Annotated in this window: 12 protein-coding genes; 7 read left to right on the top strand and 5 right to left on the bottom strand. The window is 64.2% G+C overall.

Going from position 1 to position 14,899, the window contains the following annotated elements; genetic code table 11:
* Positions 1 to 14: 14 nt before the first annotated feature.
* A complete protein-coding gene (sdaAB, locus tag HGA39_02815; GenBank protein ID NTW28281.1) occupies positions 15 to 686 on the bottom strand; it encodes an L-serine ammonia-lyase, iron-sulfur-dependent, subunit beta in 672 nt (223 codons plus the stop codon).
* A 146-nt stretch (positions 687 to 832) separates the two neighbouring features.
* On the opposite strand from sdaAB, the gene HGA39_02810 reads away from it, so the two are divergent.
* Both HGA39_02810 and HGA39_02805 read left to right on the top strand, forming a co-directional pair.
* Positions 833 to 1,390 carry a hypothetical protein gene (locus HGA39_02810; GenBank protein ID NTW28280.1) on the top strand — a complete coding sequence of 186 codons (558 nt, stop codon included), beginning with the start codon at positions 833 to 835 and terminating at the stop codon, positions 1,388 to 1,390.
* A gap of 46 nt (positions 1,391 to 1,436) precedes the next feature.
* On the top strand, positions 1,437 to 4,325 hold the full coding sequence (locus HGA39_02805) for a DNA polymerase III subunit epsilon (protein NTW28279.1): 2,889 nt from the start codon (positions 1,437 to 1,439) through the stop codon (positions 4,323 to 4,325).
* An 8-nt stretch (positions 4,326 to 4,333) separates the two neighbouring features.
* On the opposite strand, the gene HGA39_02800 is transcribed toward HGA39_02805, so the two are convergent.
* Entirely contained in the window at positions 4,334 to 4,762 is a 429-nt protein-coding gene (locus tag HGA39_02800; protein ID NTW28278.1) for an META domain-containing protein, read from the bottom strand.
* Between the two features lie 262 nt (positions 4,763 to 5,024).
* Between HGA39_02800 and HGA39_02795 the strand changes: the two genes are divergently transcribed.
* Positions 5,025 to 7,430, top strand: coding sequence for an EAL domain-containing protein (locus HGA39_02795; protein NTW28277.1), 2,406 nt, complete (start codon positions 5,025 to 5,027; stop codon positions 7,428 to 7,430).
* 22 nt (positions 7,431 to 7,452) lie between these two features.
* Here the strand turns inward: HGA39_02795 and HGA39_02790 are convergent, their stop codons facing one another.
* From HGA39_02790 to HGA39_02780, 3 genes are all read right to left on the bottom strand, one after another.
* A complete protein-coding gene (locus tag HGA39_02790; GenBank protein ID NTW28276.1) occupies positions 7,453 to 8,388 on the bottom strand; it encodes a WYL domain-containing protein in 936 nt (311 codons plus the stop codon).
* Positions 8,381 to 9,370 (bottom strand): WYL domain-containing protein, encoded by a 990-nt coding sequence (locus HGA39_02785; protein ID NTW28275.1) that lies wholly within the window; start codon positions 9,368 to 9,370, stop codon positions 8,381 to 8,383. The genes HGA39_02790 and HGA39_02785 overlap by 8 nt, the downstream gene beginning before the upstream one ends.
* 369 nt (positions 9,371 to 9,739) lie before the next feature.
* Positions 9,740 to 10,450, bottom strand: coding sequence for a Crp/Fnr family transcriptional regulator (locus HGA39_02780; protein ID NTW28274.1), 711 nt, complete (start codon positions 10,448 to 10,450; stop codon positions 9,740 to 9,742).
* A gap of 199 nt (positions 10,451 to 10,649) precedes the next feature.
* Between HGA39_02780 and HGA39_02775 the strand changes: the two genes are divergently transcribed.
* The 4 genes from HGA39_02775 (at position 10,650) to HGA39_02760 (ending at position 14,856) form a co-directional block, all read left to right on the top strand.
* Positions 10,650 to 11,027: a 4Fe-4S binding protein gene (locus HGA39_02775; GenBank protein ID NTW28273.1), complete on the top strand. Its 378-nt coding sequence runs from the start codon at positions 10,650 to 10,652 to the stop codon at positions 11,025 to 11,027.
* A 96-nt stretch (positions 11,028 to 11,123) separates the two neighbouring features.
* Positions 11,124 to 12,872: a M28 family peptidase gene (locus tag HGA39_02770; GenBank protein ID NTW28272.1), complete on the top strand. Its 1,749-nt coding sequence runs from the start codon at positions 11,124 to 11,126 to the stop codon at positions 12,870 to 12,872.
* 39 nt (positions 12,873 to 12,911) lie between these two features.
* Positions 12,912 to 14,174 (top strand): GGDEF domain-containing protein, encoded by a 1,263-nt coding sequence (locus HGA39_02765; protein NTW28271.1) that lies wholly within the window; start codon positions 12,912 to 12,914, stop codon positions 14,172 to 14,174.
* A gap of 1 nt (position 14,175) precedes the next feature.
* On the top strand, positions 14,176 to 14,856 hold the full coding sequence (locus HGA39_02760) for a DUF1461 domain-containing protein (GenBank protein ID NTW28270.1): 681 nt from the start codon (positions 14,176 to 14,178) through the stop codon (positions 14,854 to 14,856).
* Positions 14,857 to 14,899 lie beyond the last annotated feature (43 nt).

Raw genomic sequence — 14,899 nt, 5'->3', positions numbered from 1 at the left:
CCCGGGCCGCGACGCTATACCGCCGAGACGCGCCTCACGCTTGTGATCCCGGGTTGCTCGGCGATTCGGGCTGCCGAGGCGTCGTCGACGATGACGTCGGTCTCGATCAGCATGAGTGCCCCTGCGCCGCGCCGCTCGCGCGAGACCTGCATTGAAGCGACGTTAACGCCGCTGTCCGCGAGGATCCGGCTGACGGCGGCGATCTCACCCGGGCGGTCGACGTGTCCAACCACCAGCAGCGGCATCTCTCCCGTCGCCTCCACCTCGAAGCTGTCGATCTCGGTTACGACCACATCCCCGCCGCCGAGGGACGAGCCGCGCACGGTCATCCGGCGTCCATTGGCATCCTCGAGTTCGAAGACCGCGGTGTTGGGATGCGCGTCACCCAGATCGACGGTGACGAATTCAAACACCATCCCGGCTTCGTGCGCGACGTCGAAAGAGCACGGTATGCGCGGGTCGTCGGGACGCATGCCGAGCAAACCTGCGACGAGCGCGAGATCGGTGCCATGGCCCGGACCGGTGGATGCGAAGGAGCCGTGCAGCAGAATGCGCGCGCGAGTAGGCGTGGGGCCGAAGATGGCGCGCGCCAGCTCGCCGAGGCGGCAGGCCCCTGCCGTGTGGCTCGAGGAAGGCCCGATCATCACCGGACCGACGATGTCGAAAACGCTACGCTGGCGTGCCATTCGCTCATCGTATCACCGCCGATAGGCGATTGCGCGGTTTGCGGTATTGTGTCCCAATACGCAATCGCGTCCCGTACCGCTTTCTATGTCTGTATGCGCCGGGCGAGCACGCACGGCGCTGACGTTGTTTCACGAAAGGGAAGACCATGTCCGAGAAGACCAAGTCCGGCTCCCAGCGGGGGATCATCGTTCTGCTATCCGTAATCGCCGTGCTCCTCGCGGCGCTTGTCATAGCCATGATCGTGATGTTTTCCGGCACACTCGGAAGCTCAGGGAGCACGACGTCGACCGGCACAACTTCAAGCGCTCAGACAGTGGCTTTCGATCCCGCCACCGCGACAAAGGTACCTGCAGGCATGGCACCCAAACAGCTGGTCGAGGCCTACTACAACGCCGTGATCAACGGCAAGTACGAGGATGCCTACAAACTGCTGCCACTCGGCTCGCAGCTGGGGTACGGCTCCGCCTCGGCGTTTGCGGCGCAGATGAAGGACTACGGCGTCACGACTTCGAGCTTCAAACTGGGTGGTTTCGAGGAAACCGCCGATACCTACGCCATCGCCGCAGCTCAGGTTATGCCGGACAGCCTGACAATTGCCTACACGTGGTACTTCAAGAAGGTCGGCGACCAGTGGTATGCGGAGTCGCGAGCAATGATGTCGGGAACCGACTCGTCCACCGCTGCGACTTCCACCGCGAAGTAGCCGTCTTTTCCGCCTCGGCGTCATGGCCGCATGCTAGGCTGAATTCATGACTGCCGAGACCCTCATGAGCTGGCTCGTTCCGGGCACCGACCCGGATGTTGTCGCGCGCTACTCGACGCTTGCCGAGCGTGCCGAGAATACCGTGTTCGGCTTTGAGGATGAGATTGCGGTGGTCGATGTCGAGACCACCGGCTATGACTGTGACCGCGACCGCCTGATCGAGATCGCGGCGTGCGTGATGCGCGGCCCGGAGGTGATCGAACGGTTCTCGGCGCTGGTCGATCCGGGTATCCCGGTGCCGACGGAGATCACCAAGCTCACCGGCATCACTGATGCGATGGTGGCAGGTGCACCGAGCGCCGAGGCGGTGGTCGCGCAGCTGGTCGCGTTCGTCGGCGGGCGCGACATGATCGCGCACAGTTGCGCCTTCGACCGCTCCTTCGTCGAGCGCGTCGCCGGGACGCATGCCCTTCGCGGGCGGTGGCTCGACTCGCTCGAGCTCGTTCGTCTCGGCCTGCCGCGCCTGCGTTCGCACCGGCTTGCCGACATCGCAGCAGCGTTCGGCGTCACCGCGAGCGGCTCGGCGCACCGCGCGCTTCCGGACGTCGAGGCGCTTGCCGCCGTGTGGCGCATCGCGCTTGTGGGCATCTCGGACCTGCCGCCGGGGCTGCTTCGACACATCGCCGACATGGGTCCGGACGTCGACTGGCCGCTTCGCGCCACGCTCGCACACGTCGCCGCCGCCGCGCCGGGCGCCTCATTCGACCTGCGGGAGGTTCGCCGTAAGCGCGTGGCCGCCGACAAGGCCGAGGCGCTCGACGACGCGGACGACGTCGCCTGCGTGTGCCCGCCCGCCGACGTGGTTCTCGGCGAGTTCGCAGAAGGCGGGATCGCGGGGCGCATGTACCCGGGATACGAGTCGCGTGCCGAGCAGCTGCTGATGGCCGAGGCGGTGCTCGAGGCATTCGCGACGCGCACTCACGTGGCGATCGAGGCGGGAACCGGCGTGGGAAAGTCGGTCGCCTACCTCGTGCCGGCTGCGCTGTACGCACTGGAGAACAACGTGGGCGTGGGTGTCGCGACCAAAACCAACGCGCTCATGGACCAGCTTGTCTATCACGAGTTGCCGCGCCTGAACGCTGCGCTCGGCGGCGGGCTTCGCCACGTGGCGCTGAAAGGCTATGACCACTACCCGTGCCTGCGCAAGCTCGAACGCTACGCCGACGAATTCGCCGAGAACGACGCCGGGAAGCTCGCCACTGTCGCTGCACTGTACGCGTGGACGGCGCAATCGGCGTGGGGCGATCTGGATGCGATCAACCTGCACTGGGGCCGTCGCGATCTGCGCACGGCGATCTCCGCTTCGCAGGCAGACTGCACGCGCCGCCGGTGCCGCTTCTACCCGCAGCTGTGCTACCTGCACGGCGTGCGACGGCGGGCGGAGAGCGCACACATCGTCGTCACCAACCACGCGCTGCTCTTCCGCGACGTGGTCGCGCAGGGTGGGATTCTGCCTCCCGTGCGCCACTGGATCGTCGACGAGGCGCATGCCGCCGAGAGCGAGGCGCGCAAGCAACTCACGATGGGCGCAAGCCACGTGGAGCTTGCGGTGGTGCTCGGCGCGCTGGGTGCGAAGCGAGGCAACCTGCTGGAGAACCTGCGCAGAACGCTCTCCCGGCAGACAGGCATCCCCGGGGTTCTCGGCGTGATCGCGCGCATGGAGGAGGCTGTCGGGCGCTGTGCGACGCTGGCCGACTCGCTGTTCGACTTCGTGAAGGACCTGGCGCCGCTCGCCGGAAACGGCGACTACGACTCGGCCGAGCTGTGGGTGACCGCCGAGACGCGCGAGAGCGGGGCCTGGGGCGTGGTGGCGTCCACCGGCGCGAGCCTGGCCAAGCGCCTCGAGGCGCTGGTGGCCGATGGGCGCGAGCTGATGACGCAGCTCGAGGAACTCGGCTCCGAACTCACGGACAGCCGAGCAGACCTCGCCGGCCTGTTGTCCCGCCTGGCCGAGCAGCTTGCGGGCCTGAACGCCGTACTCGACGGCGAGGACGATGCGCTGGTGTACTCGGTGGCGCTCGACCGCCGCCCCAACGTCGATGTCGAGCGTCTGGTCGCCGAGCGACTCGATGTGGGCGAGGTGCTGCTCGACGACCTCTACCCGCGTATGCACAGCGTCGTGTTCACCTCGGCGACCATCGCCACGGGCGACTCCTTCAAGCACTTCGCGCGTGGCGTCGGGCTCGACCGTCTGCCGGAGGAGTCGTGGCGCTCCCTACGCCTGACCTCGAGCTACGACTTCGAGCGGCAGATGGCCGTCTTCGTTCCGACCGACATGCGCATGCCTGCCGAGCACGGCTACCTCGCGGACCTCGAATCGCTGCTGGAGAACGTGCACGTCGCGATGGGCGGCAGCGTGCTCACGCTCTTCACAAACCGCCGCGACATGGACCATCTGTACTCCATCCTCGCGCCGCGCCTTGAGCGCCGGGGGCTCGCGCTGCTGTGCCAGAGCCGCGGCACCAGCGCCAAGCGTCTGCGCGACGAGTTCCTCGCCGACGAACGCCTGTCGCTCTTCGCGCTCAAGTCCTTCTGGGAGGGCTTCGACGCTAAGGGTGACACGCTGCGCTGTGTGGTGGTGCCCAAGCTTCCCTTCGGCCGGCCCACCGACCCGCTCGCCCAGGAGCGTGAACGCCGAGAAGGGCGCGTTGCCTGGCGCCGTCACACGCTGCCCGAGGCCGTGATCGAGCTCAAGCAGGCGGCAGGCAGGCTCATTCGCAGCAAGACCGACACCGGCTGCCTAGTGATCGCCGACGCGCGCGTCATCAGTAAGGCCTACGGCCGCGAGTTCGTCGCCGCACTTCCGGTCGCAGACATCGAGCGCCTCTGCGCCGAGCAGGTCGCGAGCGAGATCGAGCGCCGCTTCGGGCGGTAGTGCTGCGTCTACTGTGCGGCTTTCTCGAAGACCAGCGACTCGGTGCTGTTCTTGTCGAACAGCCTTAACCGGTTGCCGTCCAGCTTGTATGACGAGGCCCCGCCAAGCAGTCCGAGGTAGGTGCTCTCGGCGCGCATGGCCGGTTCCGGTCCCGCCATCAGCGTGCTTGCGATGGTGCCGCTGGAGAACGAGCCATCCGCTCCGGCCTTGTATGAGCCGCCGTAGCTGTTGACCGCCGACCTGCCTGTGATCTTGCCGTCGGCGAACTGCGCGGTGATGGTGAAGCCGCCCGGGTCGATGGCGCTGTCCGACCACGCGACCAGCCGCCACGATGTGCCCTCAAGGCGCGAAGCGCTCCCGCCAAGAATCGTGCACCCAGCCAGCAGCGCGGCCGCCGCCACAACGACGATGAGTCTGAGTGCCCATATCAGTCGCATAGCCAGCCTCCTTGGCAATCTTATACCTCAATAGGACGGGTTCCCCAGTGGTTGGGCTCACGCCACAAGGCAATTCCTCAACAGATCGCAAAGAGGCGGGGAAATGGGACTGTGCCTTGAATCCAAGTTGTGTCATCTTGCTTCCAGACACTATTGTCTGCCAGCGCGCTCGATTCTCCGACGATCAAATCCCGCAGCCTTCATAGTCTCGGCGCCGAGCACAGAAGAGAGACCCACGAGCCACGGACGAGGTGTGATCTTCATGGGAATCCGACTCAGAACGGTCGCGTTGTTGGCGCTTGCCACCCTTGTGGTCTGGGGCGGACTCTCCTTTGTGACGATTCTCTACACCGAGAACAGTGCTGCTCAAGTCGACAGGCTCGAGGTAACCAAGGCGCTTCACAGGGCGGCCGTTGCGGTTGACTACCAAGCCAACGAACTCGAGACCATCTCGGGAGACTGGGCGATATGGGACGACACCTACCGCTTTGTTAAAGACCAGAATGTCGCGTACATCAAGGCGAATCTCTCGGATGGAGCGCTTCAGATACTGGGTGTCGACTTCATGGTCTTCACCGACCGCAGCGGCCAGATCGTGTATTCGAAAGCGATCGATCCCGACACAAGCGCGGGCTCCACGTTACCCCCAAGCATTAGAGACTACCTGCAAACACAGCCCGATATTCTGCAATCGCCCGATTCAGGGGAAGCGGTCTCCGGCTTGCTCTCCATGACGGACGGCCTCTACATGGTCGTGGCACAGTCGATTATGACGAGCGACAAGCTGAGTTCACCTGACGGCACGCTCATCGTGGGATATCGCGTCGGAGAAGAAGAGACTGCGCCGCTCCGTCAACTGACCGCGTTGCCGGTCGAGTTGTTCTCGGCGAAGGCCTCTGCAAATCCTGCTGACGTCACGGCGGCGTTGTCTTCAACAAGTGAGGAGACGTCAGGCTCGGTTGTGACTATCGACGACGAGGCCGTCGTTGGGTATGCGATTCTTCCGGGCATCGACGGCTCGACGGGTGCTCTGATGCGAGTGTCTCAACCACGAATTGCCCTGATCGTATCGCGCTCGGCGATCATAAGGGCGGAGTTGGCTTTGGCAGTGATCGTGCTGGCTCTCCTCGGTCTGCTCACGCTCATTCTGGACAAGACCGTGCTGAAACGGCTGACCAATCTGAGTTCCGGTGTCCGTAGACTGGCGTCCTCGGGGGTTGCCGACACTCGGCTTGCCGTCACTGGGAAGGACGAGATTGCACGTCTTGCCGGGGACATCAACGAGATGCTGGACGAGATCGGCCGCTCCCATAACGAGCTTGGATACTTGGCGACGCACGATCCGCTCACCGGTCTGCACAACAGACGTTTCTTCGAAGAGGCGCTCGAACGGGAGTTGGGCGAGCGCCGGCGTCTGAATACGGAAGGCGCCGTGTTCTGGTTCGACCTAGACAATTTCAAAGATATCAACGACGGCCTCGGGCATGCCGCAGGAGACGAGTTGCTCATCGCATTCTCGGCGTACCTGCGCGAGCAGATGCGCGAGTACTCTGTCGTCGCGCGGCTGGGCGGCGATGAGTTCGGCATCTTGATCCCTCACGCAAGCCGAGAAGAAGCCAGTGCGGCCGGCTCGAGACTGTCCACGGAGCTTGCCAACCGCATGTTTCCGGCGGGGGGTCACGAGGTTCGCGTCAGCGTGAGTGTCGGCGCGGTCCTCTACCCCGAGCACGGAAGCACTACGGACGATCTCCTCTCCCGAGCGGACCTCGCAATGTACGACGCGAAATCGAGGGGAGGAAACGAAGTCGTCTTCTACACCGCCGACGATTCCTGGCGCAGTGAGATGACGCAGCAGATTGAAGACAGTGGGCAAATCGTCTCGGCAATCCGCGAAAACGGGTTCGTCTTGTACGCGCAGCCGATCTTCTCCTTGGTGAACCCCAGCACGGAGGCCTACGAGTTGTTGCTCAGAATGCCGGGAAAGGACGGGGAGATCATCCTCCCTCGACGATTTCTTCCGGCGGCCGAGCGTCTCGGCCTTATTCGAGATATCGACCACTGGGTGATGCGGCATGCGATAGGGCTGCTTGCCGAGGAACGAGCAAAGGGGAGAGACGTCTTCTTCACGGCGAACGTTTCCGCGGGCGCTTTCAACGATCCCATGCTGCTCGACATCATACGGCAGGGAATCTCCGAAAGCGGCGTCGAAGCCGATCGGCTGATCATTGAGATCTCCGAATCCAGCGCGATTCTGAACTTGGCCTCCGCCGCGGCCTTTGTTCGCGAGATCGGGGAGATCGGTTGCCGATTCTGTCTTGACGACTTTGGGTCCGGAACATCTTCGTTCCACTATCTGAGGCATCTGCCTATCGATTTCGTGAAGATCGATGGCCGCATTGTACGAGATATGGCCCCCCGCTCAACAGACATGCACTTCCTGAGAGCCATTGTCGGCCTTTGCAGGGGTCTCGGAATCCGTACGGTTGCCGAGTCAGTCGAGTCAGCCGAGGCACTTCTTGCGGTTCAGGAGCAAGGTGTGGATTTCGCCCAAGGGCATCATCTCGGCAGGCCGGCTCCCGTCGAGGAGTACCTAGAGAAGAGGCACGCGGAGGATGACGTGGCAGAGCATGTTCACCGGTTCGTGGCGACGGCTGGTCAGGGCGTCTGATGGATCCTATCCGCGAAGCATGCTAGGTATTGGCAAGCTCCTCGCGTGCTAAGTCAGCGACCGCACCTCGCAGTTCGGAGGGCGAAAGCACTTCGACCCTGCCAAGCCGAGCAACCACGCGGCGAGCGATCCACGCCATGCCGCCGAAGGGCACCTCGGCGATGACGTCGCCGGACTCTCCGGCCGCATCGAGGCGGCCACCCGGCCATTCGCGTTCGACGAACTCCTCGCCCGGAGAAAACCGCAGGCGGGCCACCGGCAGCCCCTCGGTCGCGAAAGCGACGGGCGCGGTACCGTCGGCGTCGCGATGCGCGGCATCAGTATCACCGGTGCGCGTGGCCGATAAGACCCGCTCGACCCGGAACGTCCTATGGCTCTCCGCGTCTCGGCACCATGCCGAGAGGTACCACGCACCGCGGTCGGCAAACAGCCGCAGCGGCTCCACCACGCGGTCCGCAGACTCGGCGGCACCCTCTTTCTGGTAGGCGATCGTGACCGCGGCGTGATCGCGAATCGCCGAGGCGAGCGCCTCGAAAACGCCGGGCTCGTGCGCGGCGATCGCCGAGCGAATCGTGCGCTCGGTTTCGGTCGCGTCAAACGACGCCGACGCCGCTGCCATCAGGCGTGCGACCAGACTGTCGTCCGAGGGGAAGCCGGCCGCCGACAGCGCGGCGGCGAGAGAAGTGGCCTCAGCAGGCGAGAACCGCACGGGCCCTCTCATGGCCGGCAACGGGGCCAGTACCCGCACCGTGTCGCCTTCGACGAAGACATCAACCATCTGGTCGGGGTAATACGGCGCGACTCCGCAGACCGAAAGCGTCTCGAGATCTGCCGAGAGGTCTGCCGGTGTGGTTCCCACTTCCGCAGCGAGGTCGGCCAACGGGATGTCGCCGGGCTGCAGCTTGCCGAGTAGCGCGATAAGGCGGCGAACCCGGTCGGATGCGGTGATCTTAGCCATGGAGAGCCGCCACCCTCTCAAGACCCGCGCGCATCTCCGCGGCAAGCGCAGGCGGGGCGACGACGCTCACTCCAGGCCCGTGCTCGATGGCGAACCGCAGCACGCGATCTCGCGAATGCGCACTCACACGCCACAGTCTCACCTTCTGGCCGACAGGTCCGTCCTCCTCCTCTGACAAGACACCGTGTCCCGCCGCAAGTCTCTCGGCGCGCCACGCAACAGAGGGCGCGAAGCGCAGGACGGCCTCGAACTCGTCGGCAGCGGAGCCGTACTGGAAGGGGAAGCAGACGAACGTGCGCACGTCGAAATCCTCAGGGCGCGTGAAGTCCGCCGACTTGGGGCGGCCTGCGTTTACCGTAATGTTGTCCGCTCGTGCGACGGTGTAGGTGCGTATCGAGTCGGCGGATGTGTCGCGACCCACCAGGTACCAACGCCCCTCGTGCAGGAAGAGCCCGTACGGCTCGACCTCGCGACCGGCGGTTGCGCCGTAGGAGTTCGTGTAGTCGAACGTCATGCGCTTGCAGCGGCCGGCCGCGTCGGCTATCTGGGCGACCGAGGCGCCTTGCTTCTCCGGGTTCTCATCGGCCAGATGCGAGACAGAAGGCGGAGTTCCCTCGCCGAGTCCCGCCGAGATCTTCGCAAGCGCGAGTCGCAGATCCTTCGCGAAGGGGAATGACGGGTCGCCGAGAAGCGCGCTGCCTGCGATGCGGACAACAGCCGCCTCCTCGGCGGAGAGGTCGAGCGGAGCGGCGAAGGTGGCCGAGCGGTCAAGGAGGTAGCGGCCTTGTTCGTCGGAGTCGATCGTCAGCCCTGCTTGGCGCAGGTCCTCCTTGTCGCGTTCAAACATGCGCAGGAACGCAGCCTCGTCCTGATCGGCGGGGTAGCCGATGACCTCGGTCCGGATCTGCTCGGCGGTTACGGGCCTGGTTGAGGCTGCGAAATAGAGCGCCAGATTGACGAGCCGCTCGATTGCGATGCTCACGTTGCTGTTCCCCTCCCAGTAGCCGACAGAGCCGATTGTACGGCACTGGGAGGGGGAGGCAACAATCCCAATAACCGGGGAAAACGAAACGAGCCGCGTGGGGGGACGCGGCCCGTTTGATACCGAATCGCATGGGGGATGCGACTCAGCTAATCGCCAAGCCGCGTGGGGGCGCGGCTTGGACTGTGTCAGACCACGTGGGGGCGCGGTCTGACGGGCCTAGCGAGCGGGCGGGCTCCACTTTTGAGGGGGGAGGAAAAGTAGGTCGCCACAGCTCGACAAACACGGTAGCAACGGGCATGCCAAAGAAACGGGCTGCGATGCGGTTTTCGGATTTCCCTGAGAGCCGCCTGACGTACAGAACTTGGCCTAGCAGCCGACCTGAGCGCGAACGGCGAGACCCGATATGTTCAGCAGGGTGACGGTTCTGCCGCGCGCGTAGATGAGGCCTTCCTGCTGGAATACCCGGAACGTGCGCGAGAGCGTTTCGGGCACTGTGCCCAACGTGGCCGCGAGTTCGACCCGCGACATTTCGAGGTCGACACTCTGCGGATCGGGACAATCGGAGGGATGACGGCCGAGTTGATCGAGCAGATGCGCTGCCAGACGGGTCGGCACGTCAGAGGAGAGCGTCTTCACGCAGGCAAGGGCATCAACTGTCTGATTGGCGAAGTCTCGCGCGATCGAGTTCATGACATGAGGCTCGGAGCGGACGAGGTCCGTCAGGGCTGACGTGGGGATCAGCGCGATCGCCGAAGGCTGGGCCGCTTCATGGCAGATCGGGTAGCGTTCGTCTGCGAAGACGGCCAGCACTCCTAAGGCACAGCCAGGACCCAACAGCTTCACGGTGACCGGCCGTCCGGTTGTTGCGTGGTGAGTGGCGCGGACGCTCCCCGAGACGACGAGAGCCACATGCTTGGCCTGCGGTTCCTTGTCGAAGATGATTTCGCCCTTGGCATACCGCTTCAGCCGAGACGAGCGTGCGAGAGAGACAACGCCGGCATCAGAAGCGTCGCGCCAAACCGGGCATTCCCGGAACACGGTCAAGACTCGTTCCGCCACATCGTTGACGGTGGGCACGTAGCATCCCTTCGCATTTTCGCACCAGTGCAAGTTATTGGTTTATCGGCAGGTCTGCAGGAAGACTTTATGAAATTCTTTCCGGATCGCCGAGGAAATTGATGGGCGTCAAAGGTTCTGGATTCGGGAGAGAATACTGTGAGGGCACGCAGACACTCCGCCCGCGTGCATCGGGGCGGCATACCGGAGGAGTAGCAAGATGACGAAGACCCGCCAGATCGTGCATATTGACGAGGAAGCGTGTAACGGATGCGGTATCTGCGTCTCGCCCTGTGCGGAGGGGGCGATTCAGATCGTGGACGGCAAAGCGCGTGTACTGCGCGAGGAACTCTGCGACGGAGCCGGATTCTGCCTCGGAGTCTGTCCCACAGGAGCACTTTCCATCGAAACGCGCGAAGCACCGGAGTTTGACCACCAAGCCGCCGAATCTCAGGCTGCCGCACAGCGCGAATACATCCCGCAAGTATGCTTCGTGTGCGGTTCCTCCGAGGACGATCGACCTCTGTTGCCCGTCCGAACTGCCGGAAGATCCACGTGGGTTTGCACCCGCTGTCTGCCCTCGTTGATCCACGGCTGACGGTTCCGCGAATCGGATCGGCCTCGACTGCGCTACCATAGTGGTCAGGGAACACTCGTTACCTAGAATTAGCGCGAGTCGCCACGGAGGTTTTCGATGGCCGAGGTCATGCAACACATCGCAGTACTTGCAGATGAGATTGGGCCGCGCCCGGCTACAAGTGAGGCCGAAAGCCGCGCTGCCTCGTATCTGGAGTCGGTGTTCTCACAGAGTGGTCTGCAACCGGAAGTCCAGGAGTTTGAAGCTCCTCGGACGTATGGGTGGGCCTACATCCTCTACAACTTTCTGACGATTCTTGCGGCCGTTGGCGCCGGTGTGCCGCTGCTTGGCGGCAAACTGGTGTGGGTTGCGTTTATCCTCGCCGCAGCAACCGCGATCATCTTCAGAAGCGATCTGAACACGAGGTGGGGCCTTACCCGCCTCATGCCCAAAGGCCCGAGCCAGAACGTCATCGCGCGCCATATTCCGCGGGCGCGCCGCGGTGAGCGGCTGAAGAAGATCGTTATTGTCGCGCACTACGACAGCGCCCGCTCTTCGCTGGCGTTCTCTCCGGGGATGGCACGCCAGTTCCCGGCAACGTTTGCGCTCATGAAGTGGGCGACGACGCTCGTCCCCGTGCTGATCCTAGCGTTGGCTTTGCCCCTTCCGATCCCGGTGAAGATCCATACGTACGTCTGGTACGCGACGCTGGTGGTTGCGGCGTACCTCATCGTTCCGCTGCTGATCAACCTGCACCGTGAGCTGGCGATGCCGTTTGTGGCCGGCGCCAATGACAACGCCTCCGGTGTGGCAGCCATGCTCGGCGTGATGAGCAACTTCGCCGAGCCGCAGTCGGGTTCCAGCCGCTTCGCGACCGTGGAGTTCGCGCCGGTTCGCCGGACCCAAGCTGCAGCTGTTGAGGCCGATGTGGTGCCGGAGGGCGCCGTGCTGTCATACACGCAGTCGGCGGAGCCGCCGGCGCGCGAGCGGACGCTCTACGAATTCGAGACCATACAGTTCGAGGCGGTCGGAGAAGCGACTTCCTATGAGGCTGAGGAACTGCCGTACTCCGACTACGAACTGCTCGACAGCACCCCTATCGCCGAAGCAGAGCCTCCTCGGCGGCGTGGTCTGCTCGGCATGCTCGGGCGCAAGAAGAACGGCCCCGGCAAGGACGGGCCGCGTGGGCGCAGCGGTGACGTGAAGGGCTGGCTCGGCGTCGACGAGGGCTTCAACGCGCGCAAGGCCGGCCGTGAGATCGGCTCGTGGGACAACTTCGGGTCGGACGAAGAAGATGACAGCACCGACGGGTTCGGCTGGAAAGGCGGCCAGCCGGGCGGGGATCCGCTCGGCGACGAGGAGTACGCAGCGCATGCGGCCGCCCGCATCCGCCGTCACGTGACCGAGCGAAGCGACCACGACCTGACCGAGAAAGAGGTCTGGTTCGTTGCGACCGGCGCCGAGGAAGTCGGCACCTGCGGCATGCAGGCGTTTCTCGGCCAATATGGGAACGAGCTTCGCGACGCGCTCATCATCAACCTCGACAACGTCGGCGCCGGACAGCTTTCCTGGGTGACCGCCGAAGGGATGGGCCGGCGGTACGGCGCCAACCAGCGCCTCGTGGGGCTGGTGAAGCGGGTCTCACGCGAGGAGCAGATACTCGTGAAGCCGCGCGTCTACAAGGGGCTTTCGACTGATGCGTCGCCTGCACTTGCGCGCGGCTTCAAGGCGATGAGTATCATGGCCTTTGACAACGCGGGCCTGCCGCTCAACTGGCACTGGCACACCGATACGGTCGACCGCGTGGAGTCGGAAGTCGTGAACCGCTGCGTCGAACTGGTGACCGCGATGATTCGCAAGGCGTGATGGACATCCATGACTCATTTCTGGGATAAGAGCCCTCAGTTGAGCAGAAACCGCCTGAAGAAGCGCATCGTGCGTTCGATGATCGTTTCATGGCGCGAGCAGCCCACCCGCTACGATATCGAGGCGCTTCAGGTCAACACGCGCCGTGTCGGCCTCGTCGTCCGCATCCGCTGGGCACTGCTCGCGGTACTGGTGATCTACTCACTTCTTGCCGCATCGGCGTATATGTCCCGAATGTCGGGCGGGGAACTCGTCGCCAGAATGGCGATCCCGGCGATGGCACTCCTGTTCGTGGTGGCTTACAACTCGTTCTACCACCTCAACTACCGCCGCCTCGGAAACATTTCCGTGTGGAACATCCTGCAGTTGGCTTTGGATGCGCTCGTGGTGACGGTGATCGTTCATTACTCGGGGTCCGTGAACTCGTGGTTCTGGTCGATGTACGCGCTGTTCATCCTCGAAGCCGCATTCATCCTTCCGCGACGACGCGACGCCTGGGCCTTCACGGCGTTCTGCATCGTGCTTCTCGGCGCCTTGGAGTGGCTCGAACTGCTCCGCGTGCTGCCGCATGTCGCGATACCGTTCGTCGCGAACCAGCTGTACCTCGACCCCGTCTACGTGGCGGTCAGCTACGGCTGGCAAGTCGCGCTGCTCGCAGGGACGGCTTCGGTCGCCTCGCTGCTCATGACCGAGCAGCGTGCCGAGAGAGCTCCGCGCCAGGCGGCCATGTCGATCGTCGACGAGGCGACGGGGCTGTACTCCCGCGGCTACTTTCTGCGCGCCCTTGGCGCCGAGGTACGCCGGGCCGGCAACGATGGACGTCCGCTCCACATCATGTTTCTCGACATCGACAACTTTGGCGAATTCAACCGCCGCTTTGGCATCGAGCGCGGTGATCTTCTCCTGAGGCGCATAGCCGCCGAGATCACGCGGTGCGTTGGTCTGGCGGGCGACGAGATGGTGACCGCGAACCTCGTGGCACGCCTCGGTGGCGAGGAGTTCGCAGTGCTGCTCGCCGAGAGGGCGGAAGCCCGTGGGGCCCCAGGTGCAGAGGATGCCGCTGCGCTTGCCGAGTGCCTGCGATCGGGGATTGCCGCCGCGCGCGTCGACGACGTCGGAGTCACGGTCTCGATCGGGGTGGCATCGCTTCCCGACGACGGGGTGACGGCCGACGAGCTGCTCGATGCCGCCGACGGAGCGCTGGCCGCCGCCGTCGAGATGGGTGGGGACCGCGTTGTGGTCGCCTCGGCACTGATTCCTCCAGTTCGCGACGATGAGTTGCTCTCCATGATGGAGGACTAGCGTGCGCAGGGTGCAAGCAGGGGTCGTTGGTGCGCTCATCGCATTCGCGGTTCTCGGACTCACCATTCTGCCTCTGTTCACGCCCGCTTTCACGCGGGTCTTGTCGTCGCAGTACTCCCTCGCCGCGCAAGCGGGCCTGTCTCGGGATCGAATTTCGGCCGTCGCCGAGCAGGTGCGAGACTTCGTTGTCAACGACGAAGCGACCACGTTGCCTGCGACGGTGGATGGACGATCCGGATTCGACGCCGATGCGGTCTCGCACCTGCTCGATGTGCGCCGCGTACTGGTGGGGGCGCGTTGGGCTACCGCGGTGCCGGCGGTGCTGGCGATGATATGGATTGCGGTGAGGTGGTCTCGGCGTGACAGGACCGCGATCGCCTCGGCGATGAGCGTGGCTGCGATCACAGGTGTCGGTTGCATCGTTCTTGGCGCGCTGGCAGGGCTGGTCGACTTTGATGCGTTTTTCCGAGCTTTTCACGGAGTGTTTTTCTCGGCGGGCAACTGGGAGTTTCCTGCCGATTCCCTGCTCATTCAGACCTTCCCCGAGCCTTTCTGGGCAACAGGTGCCGCGGTTTGGGGCGGTCTCGTCGTGGTGTGCTCGGCGGCGCTTGCGTGGGGAGCGCGCGTCCTTCGACGGCGTGGAGACTCCGCCGAGGAGAGCGCCAGAAATGACGGGGCGTGACAAATACCGCGGAATAGGTAGACTTGAATGGTTGCACGAGCCA

The sequence above is a fragment of the Coriobacteriia bacterium genome, assembly GCA_013336165.1.
Taxonomy (GTDB): domain Bacteria; phylum Actinomycetota; class Coriobacteriia; order Anaerosomatales; family JAAXUF01; genus JAAXUF01.
Note: the sequence above shows the minus strand (reverse complement) of the source record. Positions and strands in the feature narration are given on the sequence as shown.

Bases quoted from the DNA above. Each gene is read 5' to 3' on its own strand.
- HGA39_02800 (NTW28278.1), bottom strand. From the start codon at position 4,762: ATGCGACTGATATGGGCACTCAGACTCATCGTCGTTGTGGCGGCGGCC.
- HGA39_02770 (NTW28272.1), top strand. From the start codon at position 11,124: ATGGCCGAGGTCATGCAACACATCGCAGTACTTGCAGATGAGATTGGG.
- HGA39_02790 (NTW28276.1), bottom strand. From the start codon at position 8,388: ATGGCTAAGATCACCGCATCCGACCGGGTTCGCCGCCTTATCGCGCTA.
- HGA39_02775 (NTW28273.1), top strand. From the start codon at position 10,650: ATGACGAAGACCCGCCAGATCGTGCATATTGACGAGGAAGCGTGTAAC.
- HGA39_02795 (NTW28277.1), top strand. From the start codon at position 5,025: ATGGGAATCCGACTCAGAACGGTCGCGTTGTTGGCGCTTGCCACCCTT.
- HGA39_02805 (NTW28279.1), top strand. From the start codon at position 1,437: ATGACTGCCGAGACCCTCATGAGCTGGCTCGTTCCGGGCACCGACCCG.
- HGA39_02810 (NTW28280.1), top strand. From the start codon at position 833: ATGTCCGAGAAGACCAAGTCCGGCTCCCAGCGGGGGATCATCGTTCTG.
- sdaAB (NTW28281.1), bottom strand. From the start codon at position 686: ATGGCACGCCAGCGTAGCGTTTTCGACATCGTCGGTCCGGTGATGATC.